Annotated in this window: 22 protein-coding genes and 1 pseudogene; 12 read left to right on the top strand and 11 right to left on the bottom strand. The window is 71.8% G+C overall.

What is annotated here, in order from left to right; all coding sequences use genetic code 11:
- Window positions 1–125 precede the first annotated feature (125 nt).
- The 5 genes from QA802_RS20470 to QA802_RS20490 all read left to right on the top strand — a co-directional run bounded on the left by QA802_RS20470 (window position 126) and on the right by QA802_RS20490 (window position 4,584).
- Window positions 126–302 (top strand): hypothetical protein, encoded by a 177-nt coding sequence (locus QA802_RS20470; RefSeq protein ID WP_173985603.1) that lies wholly within the window; start codon window positions 126–128, stop codon window positions 300–302.
- Window positions 303–335: 33 nt separating this feature from the next.
- Window positions 336–629 carry a Dabb family protein gene (locus QA802_RS20475; protein WP_334524712.1) on the top strand — a complete coding sequence of 98 codons (294 nt, stop codon included), beginning with the start codon at window positions 336–338 and terminating at the stop codon, window positions 627–629.
- A 204-nt stretch (window positions 630–833) separates the two neighbouring features.
- Entirely contained in the window at window positions 834–1,895 is a 1,062-nt protein-coding gene (locus QA802_RS20480) for an RNA polymerase sigma factor SigF (protein ID WP_443042153.1), read from the top strand.
- Window positions 1,896–2,241: 346 nt separating this feature from the next.
- Window positions 2,242–3,150 (top strand): RNA polymerase sigma factor SigF, encoded by a 909-nt coding sequence (locus tag QA802_RS20485; RefSeq protein ID WP_057576391.1) that lies wholly within the window; start codon window positions 2,242–2,244, stop codon window positions 3,148–3,150.
- Between the two features lie 615 nt (window positions 3,151–3,765).
- Entirely contained in the window at window positions 3,766–4,584 is an 819-nt protein-coding gene (locus tag QA802_RS20490) for a hypothetical protein (RefSeq protein WP_334524718.1), read from the top strand.
- A 490-nt stretch (window positions 4,585–5,074) separates the two neighbouring features.
- On the opposite strand, the gene QA802_RS20495 is transcribed toward QA802_RS20490, so the two are convergent.
- Window positions 5,075–5,272, bottom strand: coding sequence for a hypothetical protein (locus QA802_RS20495; protein WP_319165675.1), 198 nt, complete (start codon window positions 5,270–5,272; stop codon window positions 5,075–5,077).
- Between the two features lie 276 nt (window positions 5,273–5,548).
- On the opposite strand from QA802_RS20495, the gene QA802_RS20500 reads away from it, so the two are divergent.
- From QA802_RS20500 to QA802_RS20515, 4 genes are all read left to right on the top strand, one after another.
- A complete protein-coding gene (locus QA802_RS20500) occupies window positions 5,549–6,154 on the top strand; it encodes a MarR family winged helix-turn-helix transcriptional regulator (protein WP_334524722.1) in 606 nt (201 codons plus the stop codon).
- Window positions 6,155–6,248: 94 nt separating this feature from the next.
- Window positions 6,249–8,705, top strand: coding sequence for an MFS transporter (locus QA802_RS20505; RefSeq protein WP_503461620.1), 2,457 nt, complete (start codon window positions 6,249–6,251; stop codon window positions 8,703–8,705).
- A gap of 157 nt (window positions 8,706–8,862) precedes the next feature.
- Window positions 8,863–9,690 (top strand): YceI family protein, encoded by an 828-nt coding sequence (locus QA802_RS20510; RefSeq protein ID WP_334524727.1) that lies wholly within the window; start codon window positions 8,863–8,865, stop codon window positions 9,688–9,690.
- 174 nt (window positions 9,691–9,864) lie between these two features.
- On the top strand, window positions 9,865–10,341 hold the full coding sequence (locus QA802_RS20515; RefSeq protein ID WP_334524729.1) for a PPOX class F420-dependent oxidoreductase: 477 nt from the start codon (window positions 9,865–9,867) through the stop codon (window positions 10,339–10,341).
- Window positions 10,342–10,430: 89 nt separating this feature from the next.
- Here the strand turns inward: QA802_RS20515 and QA802_RS20520 are convergent, their stop codons facing one another.
- The 7 genes and pseudogenes from QA802_RS20520 to QA802_RS20550 form a co-directional block, all read right to left on the bottom strand.
- A complete protein-coding gene (locus QA802_RS20520; RefSeq protein ID WP_334524731.1) occupies window positions 10,431–11,201 on the bottom strand; it encodes a TetR/AcrR family transcriptional regulator in 771 nt (256 codons plus the stop codon).
- A 189-nt stretch (window positions 11,202–11,390) separates the two neighbouring features.
- Window positions 11,391–13,613: a glycosyltransferase family 39 protein gene (locus tag QA802_RS20525; RefSeq protein WP_334524734.1), complete on the bottom strand. Its 2,223-nt coding sequence runs from the start codon at window positions 13,611–13,613 to the stop codon at window positions 11,391–11,393.
- Window positions 13,610–15,234 (bottom strand): annotated as a pseudogene (locus QA802_RS20530) (bifunctional glycosyltransferase family 2/GtrA family protein). Before QA802_RS20530 ends, QA802_RS20525 begins: the two are co-directional and overlap by 4 nt.
- A gap of 14 nt (window positions 15,235–15,248) precedes the next feature.
- Window positions 15,249–16,850 carry a sensor histidine kinase gene (locus QA802_RS20535; protein ID WP_334524736.1) on the bottom strand — a complete coding sequence of 534 codons (1,602 nt, stop codon included), beginning with the start codon at window positions 16,848–16,850 and terminating at the stop codon, window positions 15,249–15,251.
- Window positions 16,847–17,587: a response regulator transcription factor gene (locus tag QA802_RS20540; RefSeq protein ID WP_334524739.1), complete on the bottom strand. Its 741-nt coding sequence runs from the start codon at window positions 17,585–17,587 to the stop codon at window positions 16,847–16,849. The genes QA802_RS20535 and QA802_RS20540 overlap by 4 nt, the downstream gene beginning before the upstream one ends.
- Before the next feature lie 326 nt (window positions 17,588–17,913).
- The gene (locus tag QA802_RS20545; RefSeq protein WP_334524742.1) at window positions 17,914–18,897 is read right to left on the bottom strand and encodes a DUF2797 domain-containing protein; all 984 of its coding nucleotides are present in this window, start codon (window positions 18,895–18,897) and stop codon (window positions 17,914–17,916) included.
- Window positions 18,815–19,243, bottom strand: coding sequence for an HGxxPAAW family protein (locus QA802_RS20550; RefSeq protein WP_334524745.1), 429 nt, complete (start codon window positions 19,241–19,243; stop codon window positions 18,815–18,817). The genes QA802_RS20545 and QA802_RS20550 overlap by 83 nt, the downstream gene beginning before the upstream one ends.
- Window positions 19,244–19,427: 184 nt before the next feature.
- Between QA802_RS20550 and QA802_RS20555 the strand changes: the two genes are divergently transcribed.
- From QA802_RS20555 to QA802_RS20565, 3 genes are all read left to right on the top strand, one after another.
- Window positions 19,428–19,931 (top strand): MarR family winged helix-turn-helix transcriptional regulator, encoded by a 504-nt coding sequence (locus tag QA802_RS20555; RefSeq protein ID WP_334524748.1) that lies wholly within the window; start codon window positions 19,428–19,430, stop codon window positions 19,929–19,931.
- A 120-nt stretch (window positions 19,932–20,051) separates the two neighbouring features.
- Complete coding sequence (locus tag QA802_RS20560) at window positions 20,052–20,621, top strand: PadR family transcriptional regulator (protein ID WP_334524751.1); 570 nt, start codon at window positions 20,052–20,054, stop codon at window positions 20,619–20,621.
- Window positions 20,608–21,426 carry an SGNH/GDSL hydrolase family protein gene (locus QA802_RS20565; protein ID WP_334524753.1) on the top strand — a complete coding sequence of 273 codons (819 nt, stop codon included), beginning with the start codon at window positions 20,608–20,610 and terminating at the stop codon, window positions 21,424–21,426. Before QA802_RS20560 ends, QA802_RS20565 begins: the two co-directional genes overlap by 14 nt.
- 399 nt (window positions 21,427–21,825) lie before the next feature.
- On the opposite strand, the gene QA802_RS20570 is transcribed toward QA802_RS20565, so the two are convergent.
- From QA802_RS20570 to QA802_RS20580, 3 genes are read right to left on the bottom strand one after another with little or no spacing between them, the layout of a single operon-like run.
- Window positions 21,826–22,332: a DUF5994 family protein gene (locus QA802_RS20570; RefSeq protein ID WP_443042285.1), complete on the bottom strand. Its 507-nt coding sequence runs from the start codon at window positions 22,330–22,332 to the stop codon at window positions 21,826–21,828.
- 9 nt (window positions 22,333–22,341) lie between these two features.
- Complete coding sequence (locus QA802_RS20575) at window positions 22,342–22,506, bottom strand: hypothetical protein (RefSeq protein ID WP_334524759.1); 165 nt, start codon at window positions 22,504–22,506, stop codon at window positions 22,342–22,344.
- A 5-nt stretch (window positions 22,507–22,511) separates the two neighbouring features.
- The gene (locus QA802_RS20580; RefSeq protein WP_334524762.1) at window positions 22,512–23,141 is read right to left on the bottom strand and encodes a DUF5994 family protein; all 630 of its coding nucleotides are present in this window, start codon (window positions 23,139–23,141) and stop codon (window positions 22,512–22,514) included.
- Window positions 23,142–23,805 lie beyond the last annotated feature (664 nt).

Consider the following 23,805-nt stretch of genomic DNA (forward strand, 5'->3'; position numbering starts at 1 on the left):
CGCACGGCTCCCCGGAACGGTTCAAGAACGCGCCACAGGCGATCAAAAGCGGTATGTAAATCGCACTTGCGGATACACTCGCCGCCGTCAGCGGGGCCCGAGCGGCCACATACAGGGGAGGCCAGGTGGCGGTGAACGCCAAGAAGATCGCCGTCTACGTGCTCGTGGTGTTCGTGCTCTACGTGATCATCACGGACCCGGCGAAGGCGGCGGACTACGTCCAGATAGGCTTCGAGGGCATATCGGACGCGGCCCAGGCCATCGGTGACTTCTTCACCTGGCTCGCCGACGGGGCGCGATAGCCGAGACCGTCGTCGCACGTACTGGGAGTGCCCATGATCCGCCACCTGGTCCTTTTCAAGCTCAACGAGGGCGTCGAGCGCGACGACCCCCGGGTGGTGCAGGGTGAGGCGGCCTTCCGGGCCCTGGGCGGACAGATCGACGAGCTGCGCTTCTGGGAGCTGGGCTGGAACATCAGCGAGCGGCCCATCGCCTACGACTTCGCGATCAACTCGGCGGTCGAGGACGCGGACGCCCTCAAGCGGTACCTCGAGCACCCGGCCCACCAGGCGGGCGTCGCGCTGTGGCGGGAGTTCGCCACGTGGGTGGTCGCCGACTACGAGGCCTGAGCCGGCCGGACGCCGATCCTCCCTTCCGAACGGAGCCCTCCGCCGGACCGGCGGAGGGTTTTTGCGTGCCCTCGTGCGAGGTCGGCGCCCACCTCCACCCCTCAACACGGTGTTATGGGGTGCTTGCACACAGTGCACATGTCTTGTGATGCTATGACCGCTTTTGATGGATGAGTTGACCGATGTTGTTGACCTGACGAAGAGGTGGCGTTGACCGTGTCGGCCAGTACTGCGCCGCCTCAGACAGAGGCACCCCCGGCAGTCGTCCCGGAGTCGGCCCCTGCATCCGTTCCCGGCCCGGTCTCGGGCCCAGCCGCAGGCCCGGCCTCGGTTCCGGTCTCGGGCACGGTCCCGGCTTCGGCCTCGACCCCGGCGCCCGCCATGGAGGCCGCCATGGAGGCCGTGGCGGGCGTGGAGGCCATGCAGGCCGTGGCGGCCGTGGCGGCCGTGGCGGCCTCACAGACCGCTCCGGTCCCGGAGGTCCCTCCAGCCCCGGAGCGCCGCCGCGGCGCCGACACCCGTGCGCTGACCCAGGTGCTGTTCGGCGAGCTCAAGGAGCTCCAGCCGGGCACGCCGGAGCACAACCGCGTGCGCGGAGCGCTCATCGAGGCGAACCTCCCGCTCGTGCGCTACGCGGCCGCCCGCTTCCGCTCCCGCAACGAGCCGATGGAGGACGTGGTCCAGGTCGGCACCATCGGCCTGATCAACGCCATCGACCGCTTCGACCCGGAACGAGGCGTGCAGTTCCCGACGTTCGCCATGCCCACGGTCATCGGCGAGATCAAGCGGTACTTCCGGGACAACGTCCGCACGGTGCACGTACCACGCCGGCTCCACGAGCTGTGGGTGCAGGTCAACAGCGCGACCGAGGACCTGACGACCGCCTTCGGGCGCACCCCGACGACGGCGGAGATCGCCGAGCGGCTGCGCATCGGCGAGGACGAGGTGCTGTCCTGCATCGAGGCGGGCCGCTCGTACCACGCCACGTCGCTCGAGGCGGCCCAGGAGGGCGACGGCCTGCCCGGCCTGCTCGACCGCCTCGGCTACGAGGACCCGGCGCTGGACGGCGTGGAGCACCGCGACCTCGTCCGGCACCTCCTGGTCCAGCTCCCGGAGCGCGAGCAGCGCATCCTTCTGCTGCGCTACTACAGCAACCTGACGCAGTCCCAGATCAGCGCGGAGCTCGGCGTCTCCCAGATGCACGTCTCCCGCCTGCTGGCACGCAGCTTCCAGCGACTGCGCTCCGCCAACCGCATCGAGGCGTGACCCGACGCCGGCACCCGGCACCCTCCGTTCGCGGTTCCCCCCTTCGGCGCCGCGCGACACGTCACTCGATGGGGTATCGCAAGCACGACCGACCGGTCACCGCTGAGAGCGAATCGCCCACCTTCGCCCTTCTCGGCGGATCCCTGCTGAGAAACCGTCACACCCCCTTTTTCCAGGGCTGATTCATCACTCACATGTCGACATGTCTCTACAGCGTGTTGCCGACATGTGACATTCTGCCGGAAGAGCGTTTGCCGGGGCTTCGGCTCCGGTATTCAGGTGAAGGCTGACGTTCCTCAAGCGGGGGCGTTGCGCCGCGACCGTCCCGCGACCCAAAGGGGGTGGCATGTCCGCAGAACAGGGCAGCTCGAAGGTGCTCACGCTCACGCTCACGCCGAGCGAGTCCGCGCCCGTCGCGCCTGTCGAGCCCGACGTGCTCGACGACGTCACAGCCCCCGAGGCCCCCGCGGCCCCGGCTCTCACGGCCACGGGGGCCATCGACACCCGCACCCTGTCCCGCTCTCTGTTCCTGCGACTGGCCACTCTCGCCGAGGACAGCCCCGAGCGCGTGTACGTCCGCGACACCCTCATCGAGCTCAACCTCCCGCTCGTGCGCTACGCGGCGGCCCGCTTCCGCTCGCGCAACGAGCCGATGGAGGACATCGTCCAGGTCGGCACCATCGGCCTGATCAAGGCGATCGACCGCTTCGACTGCGAACGGGGCGTGGAGTTCCCGACGTTCGCGATGCCGACGGTCGTGGGCGAGATCAAGCGCTTCTTCCGCGACACGTCGTGGTCGGTGCGCGTGCCGCGCCGGCTGCAGGAGCTGCGGCTCGCGCTCACCAAGGCCAGCGACGAGCTCTCGCAGAAGCTGGACCGCTCCCCGACGGTCGCCGAACTCGCCGCGGTGCTGGGCGTCTCCGAGGAGGACGTCGTCGACGGCCTCGCCGTCGGCAACGCCTACACGGCCTCCTCCCTGGACTCCCCGGCTCCGGAGGACGACGGCGGCGAAGGCTCCCTCGCCGACCGCCTCGGCTACGAGGACACCGCGCTCGAGGGCGTCGAGTACCGCGAGTCGCTGAAGCCGCTGCTGGCCAAGCTCCCGCCGCGCGAGCGCCGCATCATCATGCTGCGCTTCTTCGCCAACATGACCCAGTCGCAGATCGGCGAGGAGGTCGGCATCTCCCAGATGCACGTCTCCCGCCTCCTCACCCGGACGCTGGCCCAGCTGCGCGAGGGCCTCATCTCCGACTAGGGCGTGTTTCGAAAGTAGCGTCGTCTGCCCGAAGGGCAGGCCCGGCGGCGTCTGGTGCGTGCGATCGCAAGGCGGAGGGTCGCCCCGATACTGGTTGTATCGGGGTGATCCCGACAACGCGGCTGGAGGTCCCCTCCGGGGGAGGGCGTGCCAGGCGTCGCCGGGCAGACGGGACTCTCGAAACACACCCCAGGACCTGACCGGTCGGCGCACAGGGGTTGTCAGCTGCTCGCTCTGGAGCATGCATAACGTCGTTTCAGCTCGATCGTGCGATGGTCGGCTTCTGGGCTTGCGGCGCGATGGGTCGTTCGGGCTACGGTGACCGTGCGGTCTGGGACGCCGGGTACGGCGCCGGTGTGCGGGGCCCCCGGCTCCACCAGCGAGACGGCCCGGGGCCTCCCCGTCACCTTTGGCCGTACCCATATGTCCAGGTCGTGCGGAAGCCGGCCTCCCGGGTTCGGACCACGCACCGGATGCGTGTCGCTGCCCCGGGGTCGAGTACGCCGGTAACCGGTGCGCCCAAGACCGTCCGGGGCGTGCGGCTGAGCAGGACCCACTTCTGCTCAGTCCACAGGAACGGTTCCTGACTGACGGTGCGTCAGGCACACTGGCGCGATGCGCAGTCCGACACGGGTACATGGCCGCCGGGGCGCCCTCTGGGGCGCGTCGGCGGCCGCCGTCTTCGCGGTGGGCGCGGCGGGCCTGCTCGCCGGATGCGGCGGAGACGGCGGTAGCGGCGGCTACGTCGCCCTCGGCTCGGCGGGCGATTCGGCCCGGACGGGCGGCCCCGGGCGGCCGACGGGCGGGATACGGCTCGTTCCACTGGACGGCGAGAGCGGATCCCCCACCGGAAAACCGGGCCGGGATCCGGGTCCGCGCCAGGGTCCGGGTTCAGGTCCTCGTCCGGGTACGACGGCCCGGGCTCCCGGCGCCGGCAGCGGCGCCGATGGCAATGCCGATGCCGATGCCGGGGGAGACAAGGCAGCGGGCACCTCGGTCGTCTCGGGGCCGGACGCCGCGGACGACCCCGTCGGCGGCACGCCCCCGAACCCACCCCCGGATGCGCCCCAGGGCTCACCCTCGCCCTCGCCCGGCCCCACGGCCCCGTCCGGACCACCGTCGGGCGAACCCGCCGTCCTCACCGTGAGTGGGCCGGTCCGCGTGAGCACGGAGCAGCGGTGGTGCGAGGACGTGACCCTCGTCTTCCACAACTCGGGTGGCAGAGCCGTCGGTTCGGGCACGGTCGACTTCGGCACCCATATCGTCGACGGACTCGGCATCGACTGGGCCACGCGCGATTCGACGGTCCCGCTCCCGACCCCGATCCGCGCGGGCGCACGCCGGGAGCAGACCTGGACGGTGTGCGTCGACGCGTGGCGCGTACCGCTGGGCATGCACATCGAGACCCGGGACGTCTCGGTGCGGTGGCGCTGACAAACTCCCGCGCGGTGCGCCGGGCGGGACGCCGGTTGTGCCTCGGCACCTCGGTGGCGGCGCGATGAGGGACGTACCGGTGCAGGGGGAGAGCGCGGTGCACAGGGTCGTCCGAGCCGCGGTGGCGTCGGGGCCTCCCTACGCGGGGGACGGCCCGGTGCCGCACCGCTGGCGGAAAGCCGTGCCCCTGACGCCGGATGCGCCTTGGCGTGGTGCGCCCGCGGCGGCTTCCCGTTGCGAAGGCGCTGAGCGCTGAGCCCTGAGACGGCAGCGGAGAGCGAGCCTCCGTGGCAACCACCGCCGTGCCGACCAGGCCACGGACGACCAGGCCTCGGGAAACCGGATGTCGGGCAACCGCGGGCGGCCGGGCGTCGGGCGGGGCCGTTACCCGCCCGCCGACTGGGCGGCGGGCGGCGGGTGGAGGCATGGGCCGTGCACCCGTCGCGCGGGTGCACGGACGAGCGGACGTCCGGACGTCCGGACGTCCGGGCTACTTCAGCGCCAGCCAGGCGACCGCTGCGACGATCACCAGCGCGGCGACGACGCCGACGATCAGGCCGATGCGGGGGCCGGCCGGCGCGGGAGCCGGCGCGGCGGCCCGGGGAGCGCCCTCGTCGACGAACGCGCGGAACATCTGGGTGCTGCCGGCGGGGTCGTGGTTGCCCTGGGGGCCCTGGGTGTTAGCCATGGGCCGAGACACTAGCGAAGACGGGTGGTCGGGCCCAAGTGCGGGTCGCGCGGAGCGCCCTGCCCAGTCGGCGGGACCGGCCCCGACCCGGTCCCTGCCCGGCCCCGACCCGGTCCCGGTCGGGGCGTCGCTCGGGCCGCCCAAGCCGCCACCAGCCCATTTACCCCCGCAATACTTGCCTTTGCCAACTTTTTGCGGCCGCAGAGCCCTTGTTTATTTGCCTGTAGCAACCAACCTCTCCTATGGTTGCCTCGAGCAACGAATCCGGGAGGTGTGATGGCCGAGCAGGCGCAGTACGAGGAGCTGGCGCGTCAGCTCAGGGCCTTCGGGGCCGTGAAGCGCGGCCTCGGACGGATCCTGCCGCAGGACTGCTCGGCCGGCTCGGCCGCGGTGCTGGCACTGCTGGGCAGCCACGGCGACATGCGAATGAGCAATCTGTCCGAGCTGCTCGCCGTCGACATGTCCGTGACGAGCCGGCACGCCGCGCACCTGGCCGAGCGAGGCTGGATCACGCGCTCCCCCGACCCGGCGGACAAACGCTCACGCATCCTGCACCTCACGCCCGAGGGTCACGCGATGCTCGCCGACCTGTCCCGCCGCAGCACGAACCTGCTGGCCGATCGGTTGGGCGACTGGACCGACGCCGAGGTCGGCCGGCTCATCGGGCTGCTGACCCGGCTGCGCGCCAGCTTCGGCGACTGCCGGAGCACCTCCCACCGACCGCCGTCCGCCGCGCCCCCGCCCGAGCCCGAGCCGCCCGAGCCCCGGCCACCCGCCCAGCGGCCGTCTGCACCCCCGATCCCTGTTCGCGAACGCGAACGGATGCAGACCGATCCAGCACCCGTACAGCCGTACCCCCGTACACCCGCACAAGCGACGTAGGAGAAGGAAGCTCATGGCAACGACCACACCAGCCGGTGTGCGGGCCCACGCGAAGCACGGCGGAGGATCCCACGGCTCCGCCGCGGACGCTCCGATGACCCACCGGCAGATCATGGAGGCGCTCTCCGGGCTGCTGCTCGGCATGTTCGTGGCGATCCTGTCGTCCACGATCGTCTCCAACGCCCTCCCCGAGATCATCGGCGACCTCGGCGGCGGACAGTCCGCCTACACCTGGGTGGTGACCGCCACCCTGCTGTCGATGACGGCGACGACCCCGCTGTGGGGCAAGCTCGCCGACCTGTACAGCAAGAAGGCGCTCGTCCAGATCGCGCTCGTCATCTACGTGCTGGGTTCGGCGGCCGCCGGGCTCTCGCAGAACGCGGGCATGCTGATCGCCTGCCGTGTCGTGCAGGGCGTCGGCGTGGGCGGTCTCTCCGCCCTGGCGCAGATCGTCATGGCGGCGATGATCTCCCCGCGTGAGCGCGGCCGTTACTCCGGTTACCTCGGGGCCACCTTCGCCGTGGCGACCGTCGGCGGTCCGCTGCTCGGCGGCGTCATCACGGACACCTCCTGGCTGGGCTGGCGCTGGTGCTTCTACGTCGGCGTCCCCTTCGCCGTCATCGCGCTGATCGTGCTGCAGAAGACGCTGCACCTGCCGGTCGTGAAGCGGGACGTGAAGGTCGACTGGGCCGGCGCGTTCTTCATCTCGGCCGCGGTCTCGCTGCTGCTGGTCTGGGTCACCTTCGCCGGCGACAAGTACGACTGGCTGTCGTGGCAGACGTACTCGATGATCGCGGGCTCGGTCGTGCTCGCGCTGCTGTTCGTGCTCGTCGAGAGCAGGGCCGCCGAGCCGATCATCCCGCTGCGCCTGTTCCGCAACCGCACCATCACCCTGTCGTCGATCGCCTCGATGTTCGTGGGCGTGGCGATGTTCTCCGGGACCGTCTTCTTCGCCCAGTACTTCCAGCTGGCCCGGGACGAGTCCCCGACGATGTCGGGCATCATGACGATCCCGATGATCGGCGGTCTGTTCGTCTCCTCCACCGTCTCCGGGCAGTTCATCACCCGCACCGGAAAGTGGAAGGCGTGGCTGGTCAGCGGTGGTGTGCTCATCACCGCGGGCCTCGGGCTGCTCGGCACGATCCGCTACGACACGGACTACTGGAAGACCGCGCTCTTCATGGCGCTGCTGGGTCTCGGCGTCGGCATGATGATGCAGAACCTGGTGCTCTCGACGCAGAACCAGGTGGACCCGTCCGACCTCGGCTCGGCCAGCTCCACGGTCACGTTCTTCCGTTCGCTCGGCGGCGCGATCGGCGTCTCGGCGCTCGGCGCCGTCATGGCGAACCGCATCACCGGCTACGCCGAGGACGGCATCGCCGGCCTCGACCCGAAGTACGCCGCCCTCGCGTCCGGCTCCGGCTCCTCCGGTCAGATCCCGGACATGGACAAGCTGCCCGTGCCGCTGCGCACGGTCATGGAGAGCGCGTACGGCCACGGCATCGCCGACGTCTTCATGATCGCCGCGATGCTGGCGCTGCTCGCCTTCCTGATCACCCTCTTCATCAGGGAGGTCCCGCTGCGGACCAAGGGCGCGCTGGCACAGGCGGCGGAGGACGACACCCCGGCAGGCGCGAAGACCCCGGCCGGCACGGAGACCACCCCGGCGGGCACGGAGACCACCCTGTCCGGCGTGGAGACGTCGGCCGCCACGGCGACACTGTCCGGCGCGGAGACCGCCCTGTCCGGGACGGAGACCGTCGAGCCCCAGGAGACCCCCTCGAACGGCATCTCCGTGCACGGCTTCGTCCGAGGTGCCGAGAACGCGCCCGTCCCGCAGGCCGCCGTCACCCTGATCTCACTGACCGGACGGCAGCTCAGCCGGCACGTCGCGCGGTCCGACGGGTCCTACGCGGTGGACGCGCCGGGCGCGGGCTCGTACGTGCTGATCGCCTCCGCGGACGGCTTCCAGCCCCAGGCCTCCACGATCGTGGTGAACGGCGCGGAGCCGGTGGCCTACGACATCCTGCTCAGCGGGACCAGCGGGCTCACCGGTGTGGTGCGGGCCGCCGGGTCGGGCGAGTGCGTCAAGGACGCGATGGTGATCGTCACCGATGTGCGCGGTGATCTGCTGGCCACCGGGACCACCGGTGAGCAGGGCGGGTTCTCCTTCACGGAGCTGGTGCCGGGCGCGGTGACCGTGGCGGTGAACGCCGCCGGGTTCCGGCCGCGCGCCCTGCCCGTCGAGATCGGCGGCACCGGCGTGACCCGTACGGAGGTCGTCCTCGACGCGGGCTCCCAGCTCCGCGGCGTCGTCCGGGCGCCCCACGGTCCGCTGGCCGACGCGCGCGTGACGCTCGTGGACGCGGCGGGCAACGTGGTCGGCACCGCCACCACAGGCGCCGACGGCGCCTACGCCTTCGCCGACCTCGACGGCGGCGAGTACACGGTCATCGCGACCGGATACCCGCCGGTGGCCACCGCGCTGACGGTCGCGGGAGCCGGCGTCGACGGCCACGACATCGAACTCGCCCACCCCGGCGAGCAGTAGCCGGGGGCCGCGCGCGGCCAGGACGAGGACGAGAACGAGGACGAGGACGCAGGGCAGGCCTGGTGCAGGCAACCGGCCAGGCTGTCGCAGACATCGCTCCGGCCCGGTGCGGGGTACGTCCCCGCACCGGGCCGTTTCCAGTCGAGGAGTACGTGAGATGGGACTGACTGCGAAGATCCGCACGCGGGACGGGTGGGCCGTGTCGCACGCGGTCGTCACGGTGACCGACATGACGGGCGGCCAGGTGCTGCGCGCGGAGGCCGACGCGGAAGGGGCCGTGCGGGACGCGACCGTACTCGCCCCCGGGGCCTACACGGTGATCGTCACCGCCGTCGGGTACGCGCCCGCGGCCCGCAGCGCGATCGTCACGGCGAGCGGAAGGGCGGAGGTCGGGACCGTGCCCCTGACCCGGCAGGGCGGCTCGGAGCTGCCCCCGCCCGGCCCCTGGACCGTCGATCCGGCGCACTCCGCCGTCGCAGCAGTTGCCCGGCACCTGGGCATCTCCAGCGTGCACGGCAGGTTCACGGAGTTCGCGGCGGCCGTCGAGGTCGCCCCGGACGACGTCACGAAGTCCCGGGTGGAGGCGGTGATCCGCGCGGCCTCCATCGACACCGGCAACGCCGTGCGCGACGCCCATCTGCGCTCGGCGGACTTCCTGGACGTCGAGCGGTACCCGGAGATCGTCTACCGCTCGGACGGACTGGCCCCGGCCGGCCCCGACCGCTGGACGGTCCACGGTGAGCTGACCATGCGCGGCGTCGCCCGCCCGGTGGAACTGGACCTGGCCTACCTCGGCACGGGCTCCGACCTCTGGGGCGGCACCCGGGCCGCCTTCCGGGCGACCGCGCAGCTGCGGCGCGAGGACTTCGCCATGAACTACAACCAGGTCGTCCAGGCGGGCATCGCGGCCATCGGGACGACGCTGAAGGTGGAGCTGGACGTCCAGGCGGTACAGGGGGACGCGCTGCCGCAGCTCGAAGCGTGATCACGGGCACACGGGCGCAGCGTCCCACGGGCACACGGGCACACGGGCACACGGGCACAGGGGAGCGACGACAGCCACGGGCAAGGCGGCGACTGCCATGGGCATCGCGACGGCCGCAGGCGTAGGCACAGCGGGGTCAGCCTGATGGGACTTCACGCGGCCTAGGCTGAGGGCATGGCACCGAACATCGCGACGAACACCAAGGTCTCCCTGGACGAGCTGCTGGACTTCGTCCGTCCCCGCCACCGGGCGATCCTGCTGACCCGGCGTGCCGACGGCAGCCCCCAGGCGTCGCCGCTGACCTGCGGGGTCGACGACTCGGGGCGCATCGTCGTCTCCACGTACCCCGAGCGGGCCAAGACGCGCAACGCCAAGCGGGACGCGCGCGTCGCCGTCCTCGTGCTCAGCGACGACTGGAACGGGCCGTGGGTCCAGATCGACGGGGCCGCCGAGGTGGTCGACGCCCCCGACTCCGTCGAACCGCTCGTGGAGTACTACCGCAACATCGCCGGCGAGCACCCCGACTGGGACGAGTACCGGCAGGCCATGCGGAAGCAGGGCAAGTCGATCATCCGGATCACCCCGGAACGGTGGGGCCCGGTGGCCACCGGCGGCTTCCCGGCACACCTGGTCACCGACACGGGCGAGTAGGCCGGACCGCCCTGGTCACCCGCGCGGGCGAGTGAGCCGGACCGCCCCGGCTCTCGGCCTGGGTGCCCGGCCCTCCACTGGACGGTCCGTCAGCCGCGCTCGGCCATCGTCTCGATGCCCGCGATCAGCAGGTCCAGGGCGAAGTCGAAGTCCCGCTCCCACATCTCCCGCACCGTGTCGCCGCCGCGGGCCGCCATGACGTCCTCGGCCTCCTTGACCACGTCGGCGGCCGGCGGAACCCGGCCGGCCTCGCTCATCGCGTGGCGGAAGTAGTCGTCCGGGGTCATGCCGACGGCCGTGCAGCGGGCGAGGAAATGGCCCTCGACGGTGCCGAAGCCGTACACGAACTGGAAGACGGCGGCGATGGCCGCTTTGAGGCCGCGCGTCGGGATCCCGGTGCGGCGGACGACGCGCTGGACGACGCGGCAGAAGGCGAGGTGGTCGGGGCCGACGTTGAGGAACGAGCCGGCGAGCGGCGACAGCCAGGGATGCCGGACCAGCAGGTCGCGGTAGGCACGGGCGAGCGTGCGCAGCTGGTCGCGCCAGTCCACGTCGTCGTCCGCCGGATCGGGCAGCAGCTCCGCCAACTCGCCGAAGGCGGCGTCCAGGGCGAGTTCGAGCAGGTCGTCCTTGGTGTCGACGTACCAGTAGACGGACATCGCCGTCACGTTCAGCTCGGCCGCCAGTCGCCGCATGGAGAACCCGGCCGGCCCCTCGGCGTCCAGCAGCCGCACGGCGGCCTCGGTGATCCGGTCCCGGTCCAGCCCGGAGGGTCGGCCCCCGCCACGGCCGCGGCGCCGCGCCTTGCCTTCCAGCCACACGCTGGTGTGCGCGGCGGGATCCTTGGCGGTCTCGGCCATCGCACGGCACCTTCCTGCACTCGCCGGTCACTGGGGACGATGCTAAGCGGCGGCCGGCGTTCCGCAGCCGGGCGGGCCCCGCCCGGGCTGGGGCTTCACCGTCCCGGAAGACGGCGACAGGGCGGTGGCACCAAGCCACCGCCCTGTCGCCGCGAACCCGCTGCTTCGAGCCCGTCCTCGGGACCCTCGTCAGCTGCCCGACTTCTGGGTCAGGTCGTAGAAGGTGGACGAACCGACCGTCACCTTCTTGAAGTTGGCCTCGACCCAGGACGCGATCTGCGACGACGTACCGCTGCCGCCGCCCATACCGCCGCCGGAACCGCTGCTGATGAAGTAGTGGATCTCACCGTCGGCCACGTACTGCTTGAACTGCGCCGGCGTCGGGGACGGGTCGGTGCCGTTGAAGCCGCCGACCGCCATCACCGCGTCACCGGTGGCGAGTTGGTAGCTCGCGGCGTTCTGGGCGCCGACCGCCGCCGCGGCCCACGTGTACTTCCCCGAGTCGGCCTCCAGGAGCTTCTTGGCCTCGGCCGAGACGCTCGCGCCGTTCAGCAGGCCGCCGACGCCACCGCCGCCGCGCATACCGCCGCCGCCCCCGTCACCGGTCTGCCCGCCGGGCATGCCGCCCTGCTGGTTCTGGCCCTGGCCCTGCATACCGGCATTGCCGCCGCCGGGGAAGCCGCCCGTGCCGCCGCCCTGCTGGTTCTGCCCTTGGCCTTGCCCCTGGCCCTGCCCCTGCGTGTTGCCGGTGCCGTTGCCGTTCTGCTGGCTCTGGCCGCCGGGGCCACCGCCGTTGCCGCCGAAGCCGCCCCGGCCGCCGCCACCTCCCGGACCGCCGCCCATCATGCTCGCGCCGGCCGGACCGGCGGTGACGATGGATCCGGTGTGGCCCTCCTGCAGCGTGCTGAGGGTATACGCCGTCGGACCGGCCAGCGCGGCCATGAGGCCGACGGAGGCCGCGGCGAGCGCGAGTTGCCGGTTGACGCGGCCCGCGAAGACCAGGCCGAGCGCGGCGGTCAGCCCGCCGAGCAGCACCAGCCACTTCAGCCAGGGCAGGTAGTCGGGCGTGCGGTTGAGCAGGACGTAGCTCCAGGCCGCCGCCGCCACGACCGAGGCCGCGAGGGTCGGCGCGGCCCAGATCTCCGACCGCTTCTCCCACAGGAGACCGGCGCCCATGCCGATCACGGCCGCCGTGTAGGGGGCGAGGGCCACCGTGTAGTACTGGTGGAAGATGCCCGCCATGTAGCTGAAGACGGCCATGGTGATCAGCAGCGAGCCGCCCCAGACCAGGAACAGGGCGCGGGTCGTCGACGTCCGGCTCAGCTTCCGGGCCGCCACCAGACCGCCGGCCAGCAGGATCAGCGCGGCCGGCAGCAGCCAGGAGATCTGGCCGCCGATCTCGGAGTTGAACATCCGGTCCCAGCCGGTCTCACCCCACTGGCCGGTGTTCCCGCCGCCACCGCCGCCGCCGACGCTGCCGGTCTCCTCGCCGTTGAGGCGGCCGAGACCGTTGTAGCCGAAGGTCAGCTCCAGGAAGGAGTTGTTCTGCGAGCCGCCGATGTACGGGCGGGAGGAGGCCGGCCACAGTTCGACGATCGCGACCCACCAGCCGCCGGACACGATCACCGCGCCCGTGGCGACGGCCAGCTGCCCCAGCCGCTTCTTCACCGGCACCGGCGCGCAGACCGCGTGGACGAGCGCGAGCGGCGGCAGGATCAGGAACGCCTGCAAGGTCTTGGCGAGGAACGCGAAGCCGATCGCGACCCCGGCCCACACCAGCCACTTCGTCCGGCCGTCCTCGACTGCGCGAGCCGTGAAGTAGCAGGCCACGGCCATCAGGAGGGCGAGCATGGCGTCCGGGTTGTTGAACCGGAACATCAGCGCGGCGACGGGGGTCAGGGCCAGCACCGCGCCGGCGATGAGACCGGCCGCGGGGCTGAACCGGCGGCGCACCGAGGCGTACACGACGGCGACCGTGCCGACGCCCATCAGCACCTCGGGCGCGAGGATCGCCCACGAGCTCAGGCCGAAGATCCGCACCGACAGCGCCATCGGCCACAGGGAGGCCGGGGGCTTGTCGACGGTGATGGCGTTGCCCGCGTCCAGCGAGCCGAAGAACAGGGCCTTCCAGCTCTGACTGCCGGCCTGGACGGCCGCCGAGTAGAAGGAGTTGGCATAGCCGGAGGCGCTCAGGTTGTAGAGGTAGAGGAGGAGCGTGGCGGCCAGCAGGCCGAGGAGCGCCGGGCGGGCCCAGCGCGGGTCCTCGGGGCGGCCCCGCCACAGTCTGCGGTGCAGGGGCTGCTTCGGCTCACCCGAGTCGGGGGCCGGGACGACGGTTTCCCGCGCGGACGCCGGGGAGTGCTCCGGCGGCGCGCCCCAGGCGGCCGTCGGCTGGTCGAGGTGGGTGGTCATCGGGCGTCCCCCGGGTCGGTGTCGTGGGGGCGCACCGGCTGCATCCGCAGGGTGGCGTCCCTCCAGGTGCCGTCCGCGGCTTCGCCGGCGCGGAGATGGGTCGTGGATACGGACGTGGACGTGGACGTGCTCATGGACGTGCTCGTGGACGTGGACGTGGACGTGGTCCGGGCGGTGCCGTGCGGATGGGCTACCGGCCGCTGCGGCGGGCCCGAGCGCTGGGGCAGCGGCCCGAAGTGGCCGCCGGCCGGCGCGGACGAGGTCGCCGGGTGCGTCGCCGGGTGCGTCGTGGGCGTGGTCGTCGGGTACGTCACTGAGGGCGGGCCCGCGGGTGAGGCAGGGATGGCGGCGGCCCCGGTCGTCGTCGCCGGGTCGTCACCGTCGCGCCGGTCGGGGAACACCCACACGCGGAAGAGCAGGAAGCGCAGCACCGTCGCCGCGAGGTTGGCCGCGACGAGGGCCGCCAGCTCGGTCGCGTGCGCGGGGTCGGAGGTCGCCGCGTTCAGCGCGACGAGCGAGCCGCTGGTCAGCGCCAGGCCGATACCGAAGACGACCAGGCCCTGCGCCTGGTGCTTGACGGCCCCGCCGCGTCCCCGCACCCCGAAGGTGAGGCGCCGGTTGGCGGCGGTGTTGGCGACCGCGGACACCAGCAGGGCGAGCGCGTTGGCGATCTGCGAGCCGCCGAACTGGCGGAAACCGCTGTAGAGAAGGAGGTAGAAGAGGGTGGACAGTCCGCCGACGACGCAGAACCCGACCAGCTGACGGGCCAGGCCGCCCGGCACGTCCTGGATCTCGCGGTCGCGCGGGTCGTCGCCGAACGGACGGCGGAGCCGGTCGAGGGACAGCGAACCGGTGGCCAGGGCCTTGCCCACGCGCCACACCCCTTTCAGGTCGTCGGTCGCCGTCTTCACGATGTGCACCGTGGAGTCCGGGTCGTCGACCCAGTCGACCGGCACCTCGTGGATACGGAGGCCGGCGCGCTCGGCGAGCACCAGCATCTCAGTGTCGAAGAACCAGCCGGTGTCTTCCACCAGGGGAGCAGAATCCGTGCGACGTCACGCCGGATCGCCTTGAACCCGCACTGCGCGTCCGAGAAGCGGGCCTGTAGCGAGCCGCGCAGGATCAGGTTGTAGGCGCGGCTGATGAACTCCCGCTTCGGCCCGCGCACCACCCGGGAGTCACGGGCGAGCCGGGAGCCGATCGCCAGGTCGGAGTGGCCGGAGATCAGCGGCGCCACCAGCGGCAGCAGCGCGTTGAGGTCGGTGGACAGGTCCACGTCCATGTACGCGAGGATCGGGGCGTCCGAGGCGGACCAGACGGTCCGCAGGGCTCGGCCGCGGCCCTTCTGCTCGAGCCGGAAGTTCCGCACCTCCGGGATCCGCGCCTCCAGCCGGCGCGCCACCGAGGGGGTCGCGTCGGTCGACGCGTTGTCCGCGATGGTGATGCGGAAGGAGTAGGGGAACGTCCGCGTCAGGTGGTCGTGCAGTCTCCGGACGCAGGGCTGGAGGTCCTTCTCCTCGTTGAAGACGGGGATCACTACGTCCAGGACAGGCGTACCGGCTGTGGCGGCCGGGAGGTGCTCCCGCGCCGGCAGGGTGCCGGGAGAAGAGTCGGTTCGCATGTCGTCGACTTTCGTCAGGCGCCCTGTTGCACCCATGTGGTGGCACTGTGCTCGACCTGTGAGTCGAGTTGCCAGCTCGTTTCGGGTGCGGGCTGGGGCACGGCCGGGCCGAGCGCGGGCAGGTGCACGGTGAACACGGTCTGTCCGGGCACGCTGTCGACGGTCACGGCGCCGCCGTGCGCGGTCGCGACAGCCTGCACGATGGCGAGGCCGAGGCCGGTCGAGCCGGACGCGCGGGAGCGCGAGGAGTCGCCGCGCGCGAACCGTTCGAAGACATGCGGCAGCAGGTCGGGCGGAATGCCCTGGCCGTTGTCCTGGACGTCCACGCACAGCCACGGCCCGCGGCGCTGCACGCGCGCGGTGACGGTGGTGCCGGGCGGGGTGTGCGTCCGGGCGTTGGCGAGGAGGTTGACGAGGACCTGTTGAAGTCGCGCCGAGTCGGCGGAGACCAGGGCCGGCTCGTCGGGCAGTTCGAGGCGCCAGGCGTGCTCGTCGCCGGCGACGCGGGCGTCGCTGACGGTGTCGATGACCAGGGGGACGAGGTCGGTCTGCTCGAACTGCAGGGGCCGGCCCGCGTCGAGCCGGGCGAGCAGGAGCAGGTCCTCGACGAGGAAGGTCATCCGGCCGGCCTCGGACTCGATGCGGCCGAGCGCGTGCTTGGTGTCGGGCCCGACCTCCTCGCGTCCGCGCCGGGTCAGCTCGGCGTAGCCGCGGATGGAGGCGAGGGGCGTGCGCAGCTCGTGACTGGCGTCCGCGACGAACTGCCGGACCCGCATCTCGCTCTCCTGGCGGGCGTGCAGCGCGCCGTGGACGTGGTTCAGCATCCGGTTGAGGGCCGCGCCGACCTGCCCGACCTCGGTGTGCGGATCGGTCTCGGACTCCGGCACCCGCTCGCTGAGGTTCACCTCGCCGGTGTGCAGGGGGAGTTCGGAGACCCGGGTGGCGGTGGCGGCGACCTTGCGGAGCGGCCGGGTGGCGACGCCGACCATGACGGTGCCGGCGAGGCCGGCGGCGAGGAGACCCGCGACGGTCAGACTGATCTCGACGACGATCAGGGTGTTGATGGTCTTGTCGACGTCGGCCGTGGGGATGGCCACGTAGTAGGCGGAGGTGTCGTTGCTGGCGTACTTGACGAGGTAGTCGCCCAGTCCGGGGATCGTCACGGTGTGCGTCTTGTCGTCCCGGGAGACCGAGTTGAGCGCTGTCTTCTGGGCTTTCGTGAGCTCCTTGCTGCCCATCGAGAAGTCCTGCGACTTCACGCCGCGCGCGGCCTCGGTGATGGCGCCGTTCACGACCTTGGCCGCGATGGTGCTGTCCGACTGGGGGCCCGTGACCAGCTGACCGAGCTGCCGGCCGGGCGTGGTGGTGTCGGTCTTCGCCGACGGGCCGGGCGGCCCGGCGAAGCCGTCGCGGGGCGCCGCACGCGCCGCGACCTCGCCCAGCCGCTCGTTGAGCTGGCCGTACAGATGGTCCCGGAGCACGAGGGTGGTCACCGTGCCGATCACCGCGCAGACGACGGCGATCAGGGTCACCGACACGACGACGAGCCGGGTCCGCAGGGTGCGCGGCTTTCCCGCTCGTCTCTTCTGCGGACGCGGCCGTCGTCGCCCGTTCATGACGCGGCGGGCTTGATCAGGTAACCGGCCCCACGACGGGTGTGGATCATCGGCTCACGGCCCGCGTCTATCTTGCGCCGCAGGTAGGAGATGTACAGCTCGACGACGTTGGCCTGACCGCCGAAGTCGTACGACCACACCCGGTCCAGGATCTGCGCCTTGCTGAGCACGCGCCGCGGGTTGCGCATCAGGAAGCGCAGCAGCTCGAACTCGGTGGCGGTGAGGTGGATGTCGGCGCCGGCCCGCGACACCTCGTGGCTGTCCTCGTCGAGGGTCAGGTCCCCGACCACCAGCATGGAGTCGGACCGCCGGTCGGCGGCGCCGGTACGCCGGATGAGCCCGCGCAGCCGTGCCACGACCTCCTCGAGGCTGAACGGCTTGGTGACGTAGTCGTCGCCGCCGGCGGTGAGCCCGGCGATCCGGTCCTCGACGGCGTCCTTGGCCGTGAGGAACAGCACCGGGACGTCCGGCAGCTCACGCCGCAGCCGCCCCAGGACCGTCAGCCCGTCCATGTCGGGCAGCATCATGTCGAGGACGACGGCGTCGGGCCGGAACTCACGGGCGGTCTGGATCGCACCCGTGCCGTCACCGGCACTCCGGATCTGCCAACCCTCATAGCGCAGGGCCATGGACAGCAGCTCGGTGATCGACAGCTCGTCGTCCACCACAAGCACGCGGACGGGGCTCCCGTCCGGCCTCAGCAGTTCGGTGCGCCCCTGGGGCGAGGTCGTGGTCATGGTGAACACCCTGTCGGGGCCCGCTGAGAGCACTCTTTCACTTGTCTGTGATTTCTCTGAGAAACGCACAGGCGCCTCTCAGGCAACACCTGGGAAGCGCTTGCTCCGCGTTTTCTCCGTGCTTGGTTTCCGCGCTTGCTCCGCTCCAGCCCCGCCCCTCGCCCTGGGGGGCGAATTGCCCGCGAACACCCGATCTTGCGGCGTCGGGGTGCGACGTCGTGGTGCGACGCCGGGCCCACTCCCCGAAGATCTCATGGGCCGCCGACCGGGAGCCCGGCTGTGATCCACCTTGGCGACGCACAGGAACGGGCGGGATCGCGCCTCCGTCAGAACAGGCCGTCCTGACGGTGCTCCGTCCCCCTGAACCGCCGTACCGGAAAGCCCACTTCGCCGCTCCCCGCAGGGACCAGCTCCCACCCTCGCATCAACCGCGTGTCGAGCACGACCACCCCACCCCGGTCGGCCGCGGCCGGGTCGGCGGGCTGGGGCGGATCGGCGGATCGGGGCGGATCGGCGGCCGGAAGCGGGACGACGTCCGGACTCGGGCCGACGGCCGGACTCGGGCCGACGGCCAGATGCAGGTCGGGGCCGACGGCCGCCACCAGCTCGCCACTCACCGAGCCGCCGGGCACGAGCTCGCTCACCTCACCGTACGCGGCCGGAGCCCCGGCGAGCCCGAACGCCCGTACATGGTCGACGGATCGGAACGGCGCGGGCTCCAACGACTCGGGCCAGTCGCCCAGTTGAACGGCCCGGCCGTACACCTCGCGCAGCTCACCCGCCCGTTCCTCCTCCCCCGTCGGCAGCGCGGACCGCACCGCCCGCTTGACGGCGTACGGAACCCGGTCCGGCACGCGCAGCGCGGCCCGCAACAGTTCCTCGGTGCGGCGGGCTGCCATCAACGGCCCGACGCCGAGCCAGCTGAAGCAGACCGCGCCCTGCTCCAGCAGTCGCACGGGCCCCCGCTCGGCGGCAGTGATCCCCACCTTGACGAGCCCGGGCCCGAACCAGGCGAGGTACACCCGGTAGGGGCGCGGGTCGTCGGCGATCCCGTCCGCCGCGACGGAGTGCGCCCGGTCCAGCCGCGCGCACTCCTCGCACCGGGCCCCCGTGCTCCTTCCCGGCACGGCCGCCCGCACCGGACACGGATTCCCCCGAGCCCCGACACACTGCCGCACACCGCCCGCCACCACGCCGAACGAGACCCGCTTGCCCCAGGTCAGCGGGCTAGGACGGGCCCCGTCCCAGATCAGCGCGGGGCCCTCCGCCGCCGACCACCGCAGCCCCGCACACCTCCATGCCCGTGCCATCACCCGCAACGCTAGGCCCCGGCACCGACAGCGCGGTGACGGCCGTGCGCCCGCGCCCGGCGAGCCGGCACCCGACACACCCCGGATGACCTTCCCGGGCCCACGGATCCCGTACCCGCATCCCCCATTCCGACCGCGGGCGCACCCCCGGCGGCTTGCCCCACCCGGCGAGATGCAGCCCCCAGGTGACCAGCGCGGCCAATCCGAGGACGACACCGCCGACGACCAGCGCGGGCACCGAGCCGACGCACACACCGACGCCCGCCGCGGAGCCCCCGACGGCCACGATCGCCACGCCGGTCCATCCGGCGATCGTGTGCCCCTCGTCGTATCCATGCCCGGCCATGAATCCCTCACTATCTAAGAAGTTCATACTGGAAACCTCTTACAAGGTAAGACAAACCGAAAGCGGATAACAAGGACCCAGCACGAACCCGTCCCCGTCCCACGAGCCACCGCCCCCGCAGCTCACGCAGCTCCCTCAGCCGAGCTCACGCACTCGAACGCCCCGGAGAGGAACCGGCCCCGCGATGACACCAGAGCCGCCGCCTCCGTCCCCCCGCCCCGCAGCCACCCCCGCCGAGGCGCTCTCCGCGATGGACGACCTCATCGCGGCCAGCATGATCGGGCAGCAGGAGATGGCCCAGCGCCTGGGCCTGAACGTCACCGACCTGACCTGCTTCGGCTACGTCCTTCAGGCCGGCGAGGACCTTCTGACGGCCGGCGACCTCGCGGCACACGTCCAGGTCACGACAGGCGCCGTGACCGGCATCCTCAACCGTCTGGAACGCGCCGGCTACGTCACCCGCCGGGCCGACCCCCAGGACCGCCGCCGGGTCCGCGTCGCGGCCGTCCCCTCGGCGGTGGCCAGGGTCTACGCCCTCTACGAGCCGCATTACGCCCGCCTGAACGCCCTCTTCGCCGAATACTCGGTGGAGGAGATCGCCGTCCTGACGGACTGGTTCACCCGCGCGACCGCCCTCGCCAACGCCTACCGCGAGGAACTGCGCCTCAGCCACGACCGGAGCGAGTGACCCCCGGCGACCAGGACCCCCGTCGACCAGCGCTCTAATCAAGGATGTGATTAGTCATTTCTTTGAGTAATCTACTCTCGAGGAGACGGACGGCCGAACCGGGACGAGGGGGCAGCCTCGATGGCCTTGCGACATGCCGTGCTGGCGGCGCTGCTGGACGGCGAGTACAGCGGATACCAGCTGGCGAAGGCGTTCGATGTCGGCGTGGCGAACTTCTGGCACGCCCTGCCCCAGCAGCTGTACGCCGAGCTGGCCAAGCTGGAGGGGGAAGGGCTGGTCGCCGGTCGGCAGGTGATCCAGGAGACGCGGCCCAACAAGCGCCTGTTCCACGTCACCGACGCCGGCCGCGCCGAGCTGGAGAAGTTCGCCGCAGCCGTGGCGAAGCCCTCGTTCATCCGCGACGACCTGCTGGTCAAGGTCCAGGTCGCCGACCGCATCGGTACCGCGTCGGTGATCGAACAGCTCGAGGAGCGGGCGTCCGCGGCCGAGGGCAAGATCGAACTGCTCGGCAAGCTGCTGCGACAACTGCGCGGCGAGCAGGACGAAGCGGAGTTCCTCCTCAGAGGCGAGCGGATCGGGCCGTACCTGACCTGCCTGCGCGGCCTCGCATTCGAGCAGGGCCACCGGGACTGGTGCCTGCGGATCGCGACTGTCCTGCGGGAAAGGCGGACGACTCATGCACAACGGTGACTACCTGCGCTATGTCGCCCTGGGCGACAGCCAGACCGAAGGGCTCGGCGACGGCGACGACACCCTGGGCCTACGCGGCTTCGCCGACCGGCTCGCCGAGCACCTCGCCGCCGTCAACCCCGGTCTCCGGTACGCCAATCTGGCCGTACGAGGGCGTACCGCCGGCCAGGTCCACACCGAACAGCTGGGGCCGGCCCTGGCTCTGCGCCCCGACCTGGCCACCGTCGTCGCCGGTGTCAACGACCTGCTCCGGCCCCGGTACGACGCCGCGGAAGTGGCAGGGCACCTGGAGGACATGTTCGCCGCCCTCACGGCCGCCGGCACCCACGTGGTGACGCTGACCTTCCCCGACGTCGGAAGGATCATGCCGCTGGCCCGGCCCGTCAGGTCCCGCGTGTTCGACCTCAACACCCGCATCCGTGCCGCGGCCGCCCGGCACGGGGTCACCGTCGCCGAGACCGGCCGACAGACCGCCACCACCGACCCACGGATGTGGACCGCGGACCGCCTCCACGCCAGCCCCCTCGGTCACGAACGGATCGCCGCAGCCCTCGCCCACGCCATCCACCTGCCCGGAACCGACGACACCTGGACACGCCCCCTGCCACCGCAGAGGGTTCCCTCGCGCCGACAGGCAGCAGGAGCCGAACTCCGCTGGGTGGCCGCACACCTCGGCCCCTGGCTCGTACGCCGCCTGCGCGGCCGATCCTCCGGCGACGGCCGCACCGCCAAGCGCCCCCAGCTCCTGCCCGTGACTCCCACGCCCGACTCCGCCGCGCACACCGGTCGACGCGAGTCTCCTTAGCGTGCGACGGCGTCGGGCCCGGCGGGCACCCCGGTCTTGCCTCCAACGGCCCGGCGTTGTGCGGCATGCCGGAGGCCCGGATTCGGTTTCTCCGGATGTCGGCCCGTGTGCACTCGGCGGGGCTTGTCGAACCCGGCTACGACGCCGTCGCCGGATGACGCGCCCGTCACATACTCCAGCGGGTACTTCCTCGGGGCAGGCATCGTCCGGGCTCCTCTCATGAGACCCATCTGACCTGCTGTCATCTTTCCCCGCATCTCGGGGGAACCTCAAACCGGCCCGATGTCCTGCCGGCCCCACGCCAGGAAGGCGTTGCAGACCGCCGGGTCGGCTTGTTCCGCCGACGTCGCCCCGAGCGCGCGACCTCCGGCACCGAACCCGCGAGTGCGGCCCGCCGGGCTACCAGCCGGGAGCGCCGGGCGGTACGGGCGTCCGGTCGGCGGGGGTGACGCCGGTGGCGGCGAGAATCCGTTCGGCCGAGGCGTCGTTGTCGTCCCGTACGGCCATGGCCATCGCGGCGCGAGCGAGCGAGGGAGCCGTCTGCGGAGGGATCACCAGGAACATGAAGTGGTCCTGATCGCCCCGAGTGACGATCATGGTGTCGTCGCTGACGGCAGCCCAGTCGATGCGGACGGTACGACCGTCGACGAGAAGATGGCCCGGCCTCTCGTCCCAGGCGCCCGCGTCGAGGCCGACACGGGCGAGTGGACCCAGCCGGGCACTCAACACGGCGAGCAGTCCGGACAGTTGACTCCCGAGATCACGTGACCGCGGCCACCACGCGCCGTCGAACGTCCCCGTGCGCCGGGGCGTCGTCTCCATCCGCAGGACCGCGGTGCCGGGGAGTATCGGCTCCCTGCTGGTGTCCGCCAGGAGGGAGCCCGGGAGCAGCGGGATCGTGGGGATCACGGGGACTCACCTCAGTCCCTTCCAGGTGCTGCGTCTCCGCAGGGTCGCCCCGGGGGCGGCCTTGGTGGAAGGCGGCGGCGCGATCGCGTGCTGCCGGTTCGCCAGGTGGACGATGAGCACACCCAGAGCGATCATCGCCATGACGACGACCAGGGTCACAAAGGTCTCCATGGTCCTCACATCCCCATCAGCGCAGGGCCGGGCCGCGACGGGTGCAACGGCTCGACTCCGCCCTCGGCCATGACTCCCGGGCTCCGTGGACGCGCGGCCGGATCGCGGGCCCCGTGCCCTCCCTCGGAGTCCCAGACCGCTTCCCGGGCCCGGTCGGTCTCGGACGCCGTCCGCAGAAGTACGGCCTCCTCCATCAACCGGCTCGCGGTCGACGTGCCCCACGGGTCGCTCGCGGCGGCCATCAGCCAGGCGGCCATGACGGGGTCCGTCCACGGCGGGACCACCAGCAGGTTCCAGCGGCCCGTGCGGTAGGAGAGCAGCAGCAGTTCGTGCGGGTCCTGCTCGGCCAGGAACCAGCCCACCTTCACGACGTGACCGGCGACGGGCACCTTGCGCGGGAGGACCGGCCACTGGGTGGGGTTCACCGTGACCCTGGTGATCCGCCCCCACAGCGGATCCAGTACCGCCGTCAGGATCGGCAGTTCCGCCGCCAGATCACGGGAGCGGGGCCACCAGGCGCCGTCCAGAAGAGCCGGCGCGGCGCAGACGGGGGCCAGCGACAGGCGGAGAGAGGAAGAAGTAGTGGAGGACAGCCGATCTTCGAGTATCGGCGAGAGGGAAATGGTCGCAGTCATGACGCGAACCCTGCCCCGAGCCGACCGTGGTCGGCCCGGCCTATGCGATCGCCGAAAACGACACGAGCATGGAAGCCGGTGCGCGGAATATCCTCGGTACTTCGAGCCTACTCCCCGGCCACGCCGAACGGACCCGGGCCGTCGGCGGGGGGACCGTCGCCCCTGTGCTCCTCCTCCGCACGGACCCGCTCCAGGGGCACTGTCCGGAGAGGCGCCGTGTGATCACCCAGCCGGAGGCGCGGCAAACGGTGCCCGGTATCGAGGCGACGTCCCGCACGGTGGCCCGGACGGCGCACTGTCCGGGAGAACGGCTGGTCACACGCACTCACAGGGGCTTCGGGCGGAGTAGGGTCGGAATACCGGGAGCACTTCGCGCACCGACTTCCCTGCTGGTGCCGTTCTCGGTGAGCGACAGGACCGGAACGTCCAGGACGAGCCCGGGGACAGGTTCGCGCCATGACCGCGACCAGCAGAGGTACGACCCCCACCGGACAGGACCGCCCCGGCGCGCTCGGCCCGAGGGAGGTGAGGACGTGGAGACCGTCGTCACAGCGGTACTGATCATCGCCGTGATCGCCATGGGAATCGCCCTGATCCATCGGCTCAACGCGCAGCACGACGCAAGGATCGCGGCCTACCGCTACGGCGAGGCGCTGCCGGGAGC

Source organism: Streptomyces sp. B21-105, assembly GCF_036898465.1.
Classification (GTDB): Bacteria; Actinomycetota; Actinomycetes; order Streptomycetales; family Streptomycetaceae; genus Streptomyces.

Coding starts and splice junctions, on each gene's coding strand:
- QA802_RS20475 (WP_334524712.1), top strand. CDS start 336: ATGATCCGCCACCTGGTCCTTTTCAAGCTCAACGAGGGCGTCGAGCGC.
- QA802_RS20515 (WP_334524729.1), top strand. CDS start 9,865: ATGGCACCGAACATCGCGACGAACACCAAGGTCTCCCTGGACGAGCTG.
- QA802_RS20535 (WP_334524736.1), bottom strand. CDS start 16,850: ATGAACGGGCGACGACGGCCGCGTCCGCAGAAGAGACGAGCGGGAAAG.
- QA802_RS20485 (WP_057576391.1), top strand. CDS start 2,242: ATGTCCGCAGAACAGGGCAGCTCGAAGGTGCTCACGCTCACGCTCACG.
- QA802_RS20575 (WP_334524759.1), bottom strand. CDS start 22,506: ATGGAGACCTTTGTGACCCTGGTCGTCGTCATGGCGATGATCGCTCTG.
- QA802_RS20565 (WP_334524753.1), top strand. CDS start 20,608: ATGCACAACGGTGACTACCTGCGCTATGTCGCCCTGGGCGACAGCCAG.
- QA802_RS20540 (WP_334524739.1), bottom strand. CDS start 17,587: ATGACCACGACCTCGCCCCAGGGGCGCACCGAACTGCTGAGGCCGGAC.
- QA802_RS20545 (WP_334524742.1), bottom strand. CDS start 18,897: ATGGCACGGGCATGGAGGTGTGCGGGGCTGCGGTGGTCGGCGGCGGAG.
- QA802_RS20500 (WP_334524722.1), top strand. CDS start 5,549: ATGGCCGAGCAGGCGCAGTACGAGGAGCTGGCGCGTCAGCTCAGGGCC.
- QA802_RS20560 (WP_334524751.1), top strand. CDS start 20,052: ATGGCCTTGCGACATGCCGTGCTGGCGGCGCTGCTGGACGGCGAGTAC.
- QA802_RS20580 (WP_334524762.1), bottom strand. CDS start 23,141: ATGACTGCGACCATTTCCCTCTCGCCGATACTCGAAGATCGGCTGTCC.
- QA802_RS20555 (WP_334524748.1), top strand. CDS start 19,428: ATGACACCAGAGCCGCCGCCTCCGTCCCCCCGCCCCGCAGCCACCCCC.
- QA802_RS20550 (WP_334524745.1), bottom strand. CDS start 19,243: ATGGCCGGGCATGGATACGACGAGGGGCACACGATCGCCGGATGGACC.
- QA802_RS20525 (WP_334524734.1), bottom strand. CDS start 13,613: ATGACCACCCACCTCGACCAGCCGACGGCCGCCTGGGGCGCGCCGCCG.
- QA802_RS20505 (WP_503461620.1), top strand. CDS start 6,249: ATGACCCACCGGCAGATCATGGAGGCGCTCTCCGGGCTGCTGCTCGGC.
- QA802_RS20510 (WP_334524727.1), top strand. CDS start 8,863: ATGGGACTGACTGCGAAGATCCGCACGCGGGACGGGTGGGCCGTGTCG.
- QA802_RS20495 (WP_319165675.1), bottom strand. CDS start 5,272: ATGGCTAACACCCAGGGCCCCCAGGGCAACCACGACCCCGCCGGCAGC.
- QA802_RS20490 (WP_334524718.1), top strand. CDS start 3,766: ATGCGCAGTCCGACACGGGTACATGGCCGCCGGGGCGCCCTCTGGGGC.
- QA802_RS20520 (WP_334524731.1), bottom strand. CDS start 11,201: ATGGCCGAGACCGCCAAGGATCCCGCCGCGCACACCAGCGTGTGGCTG.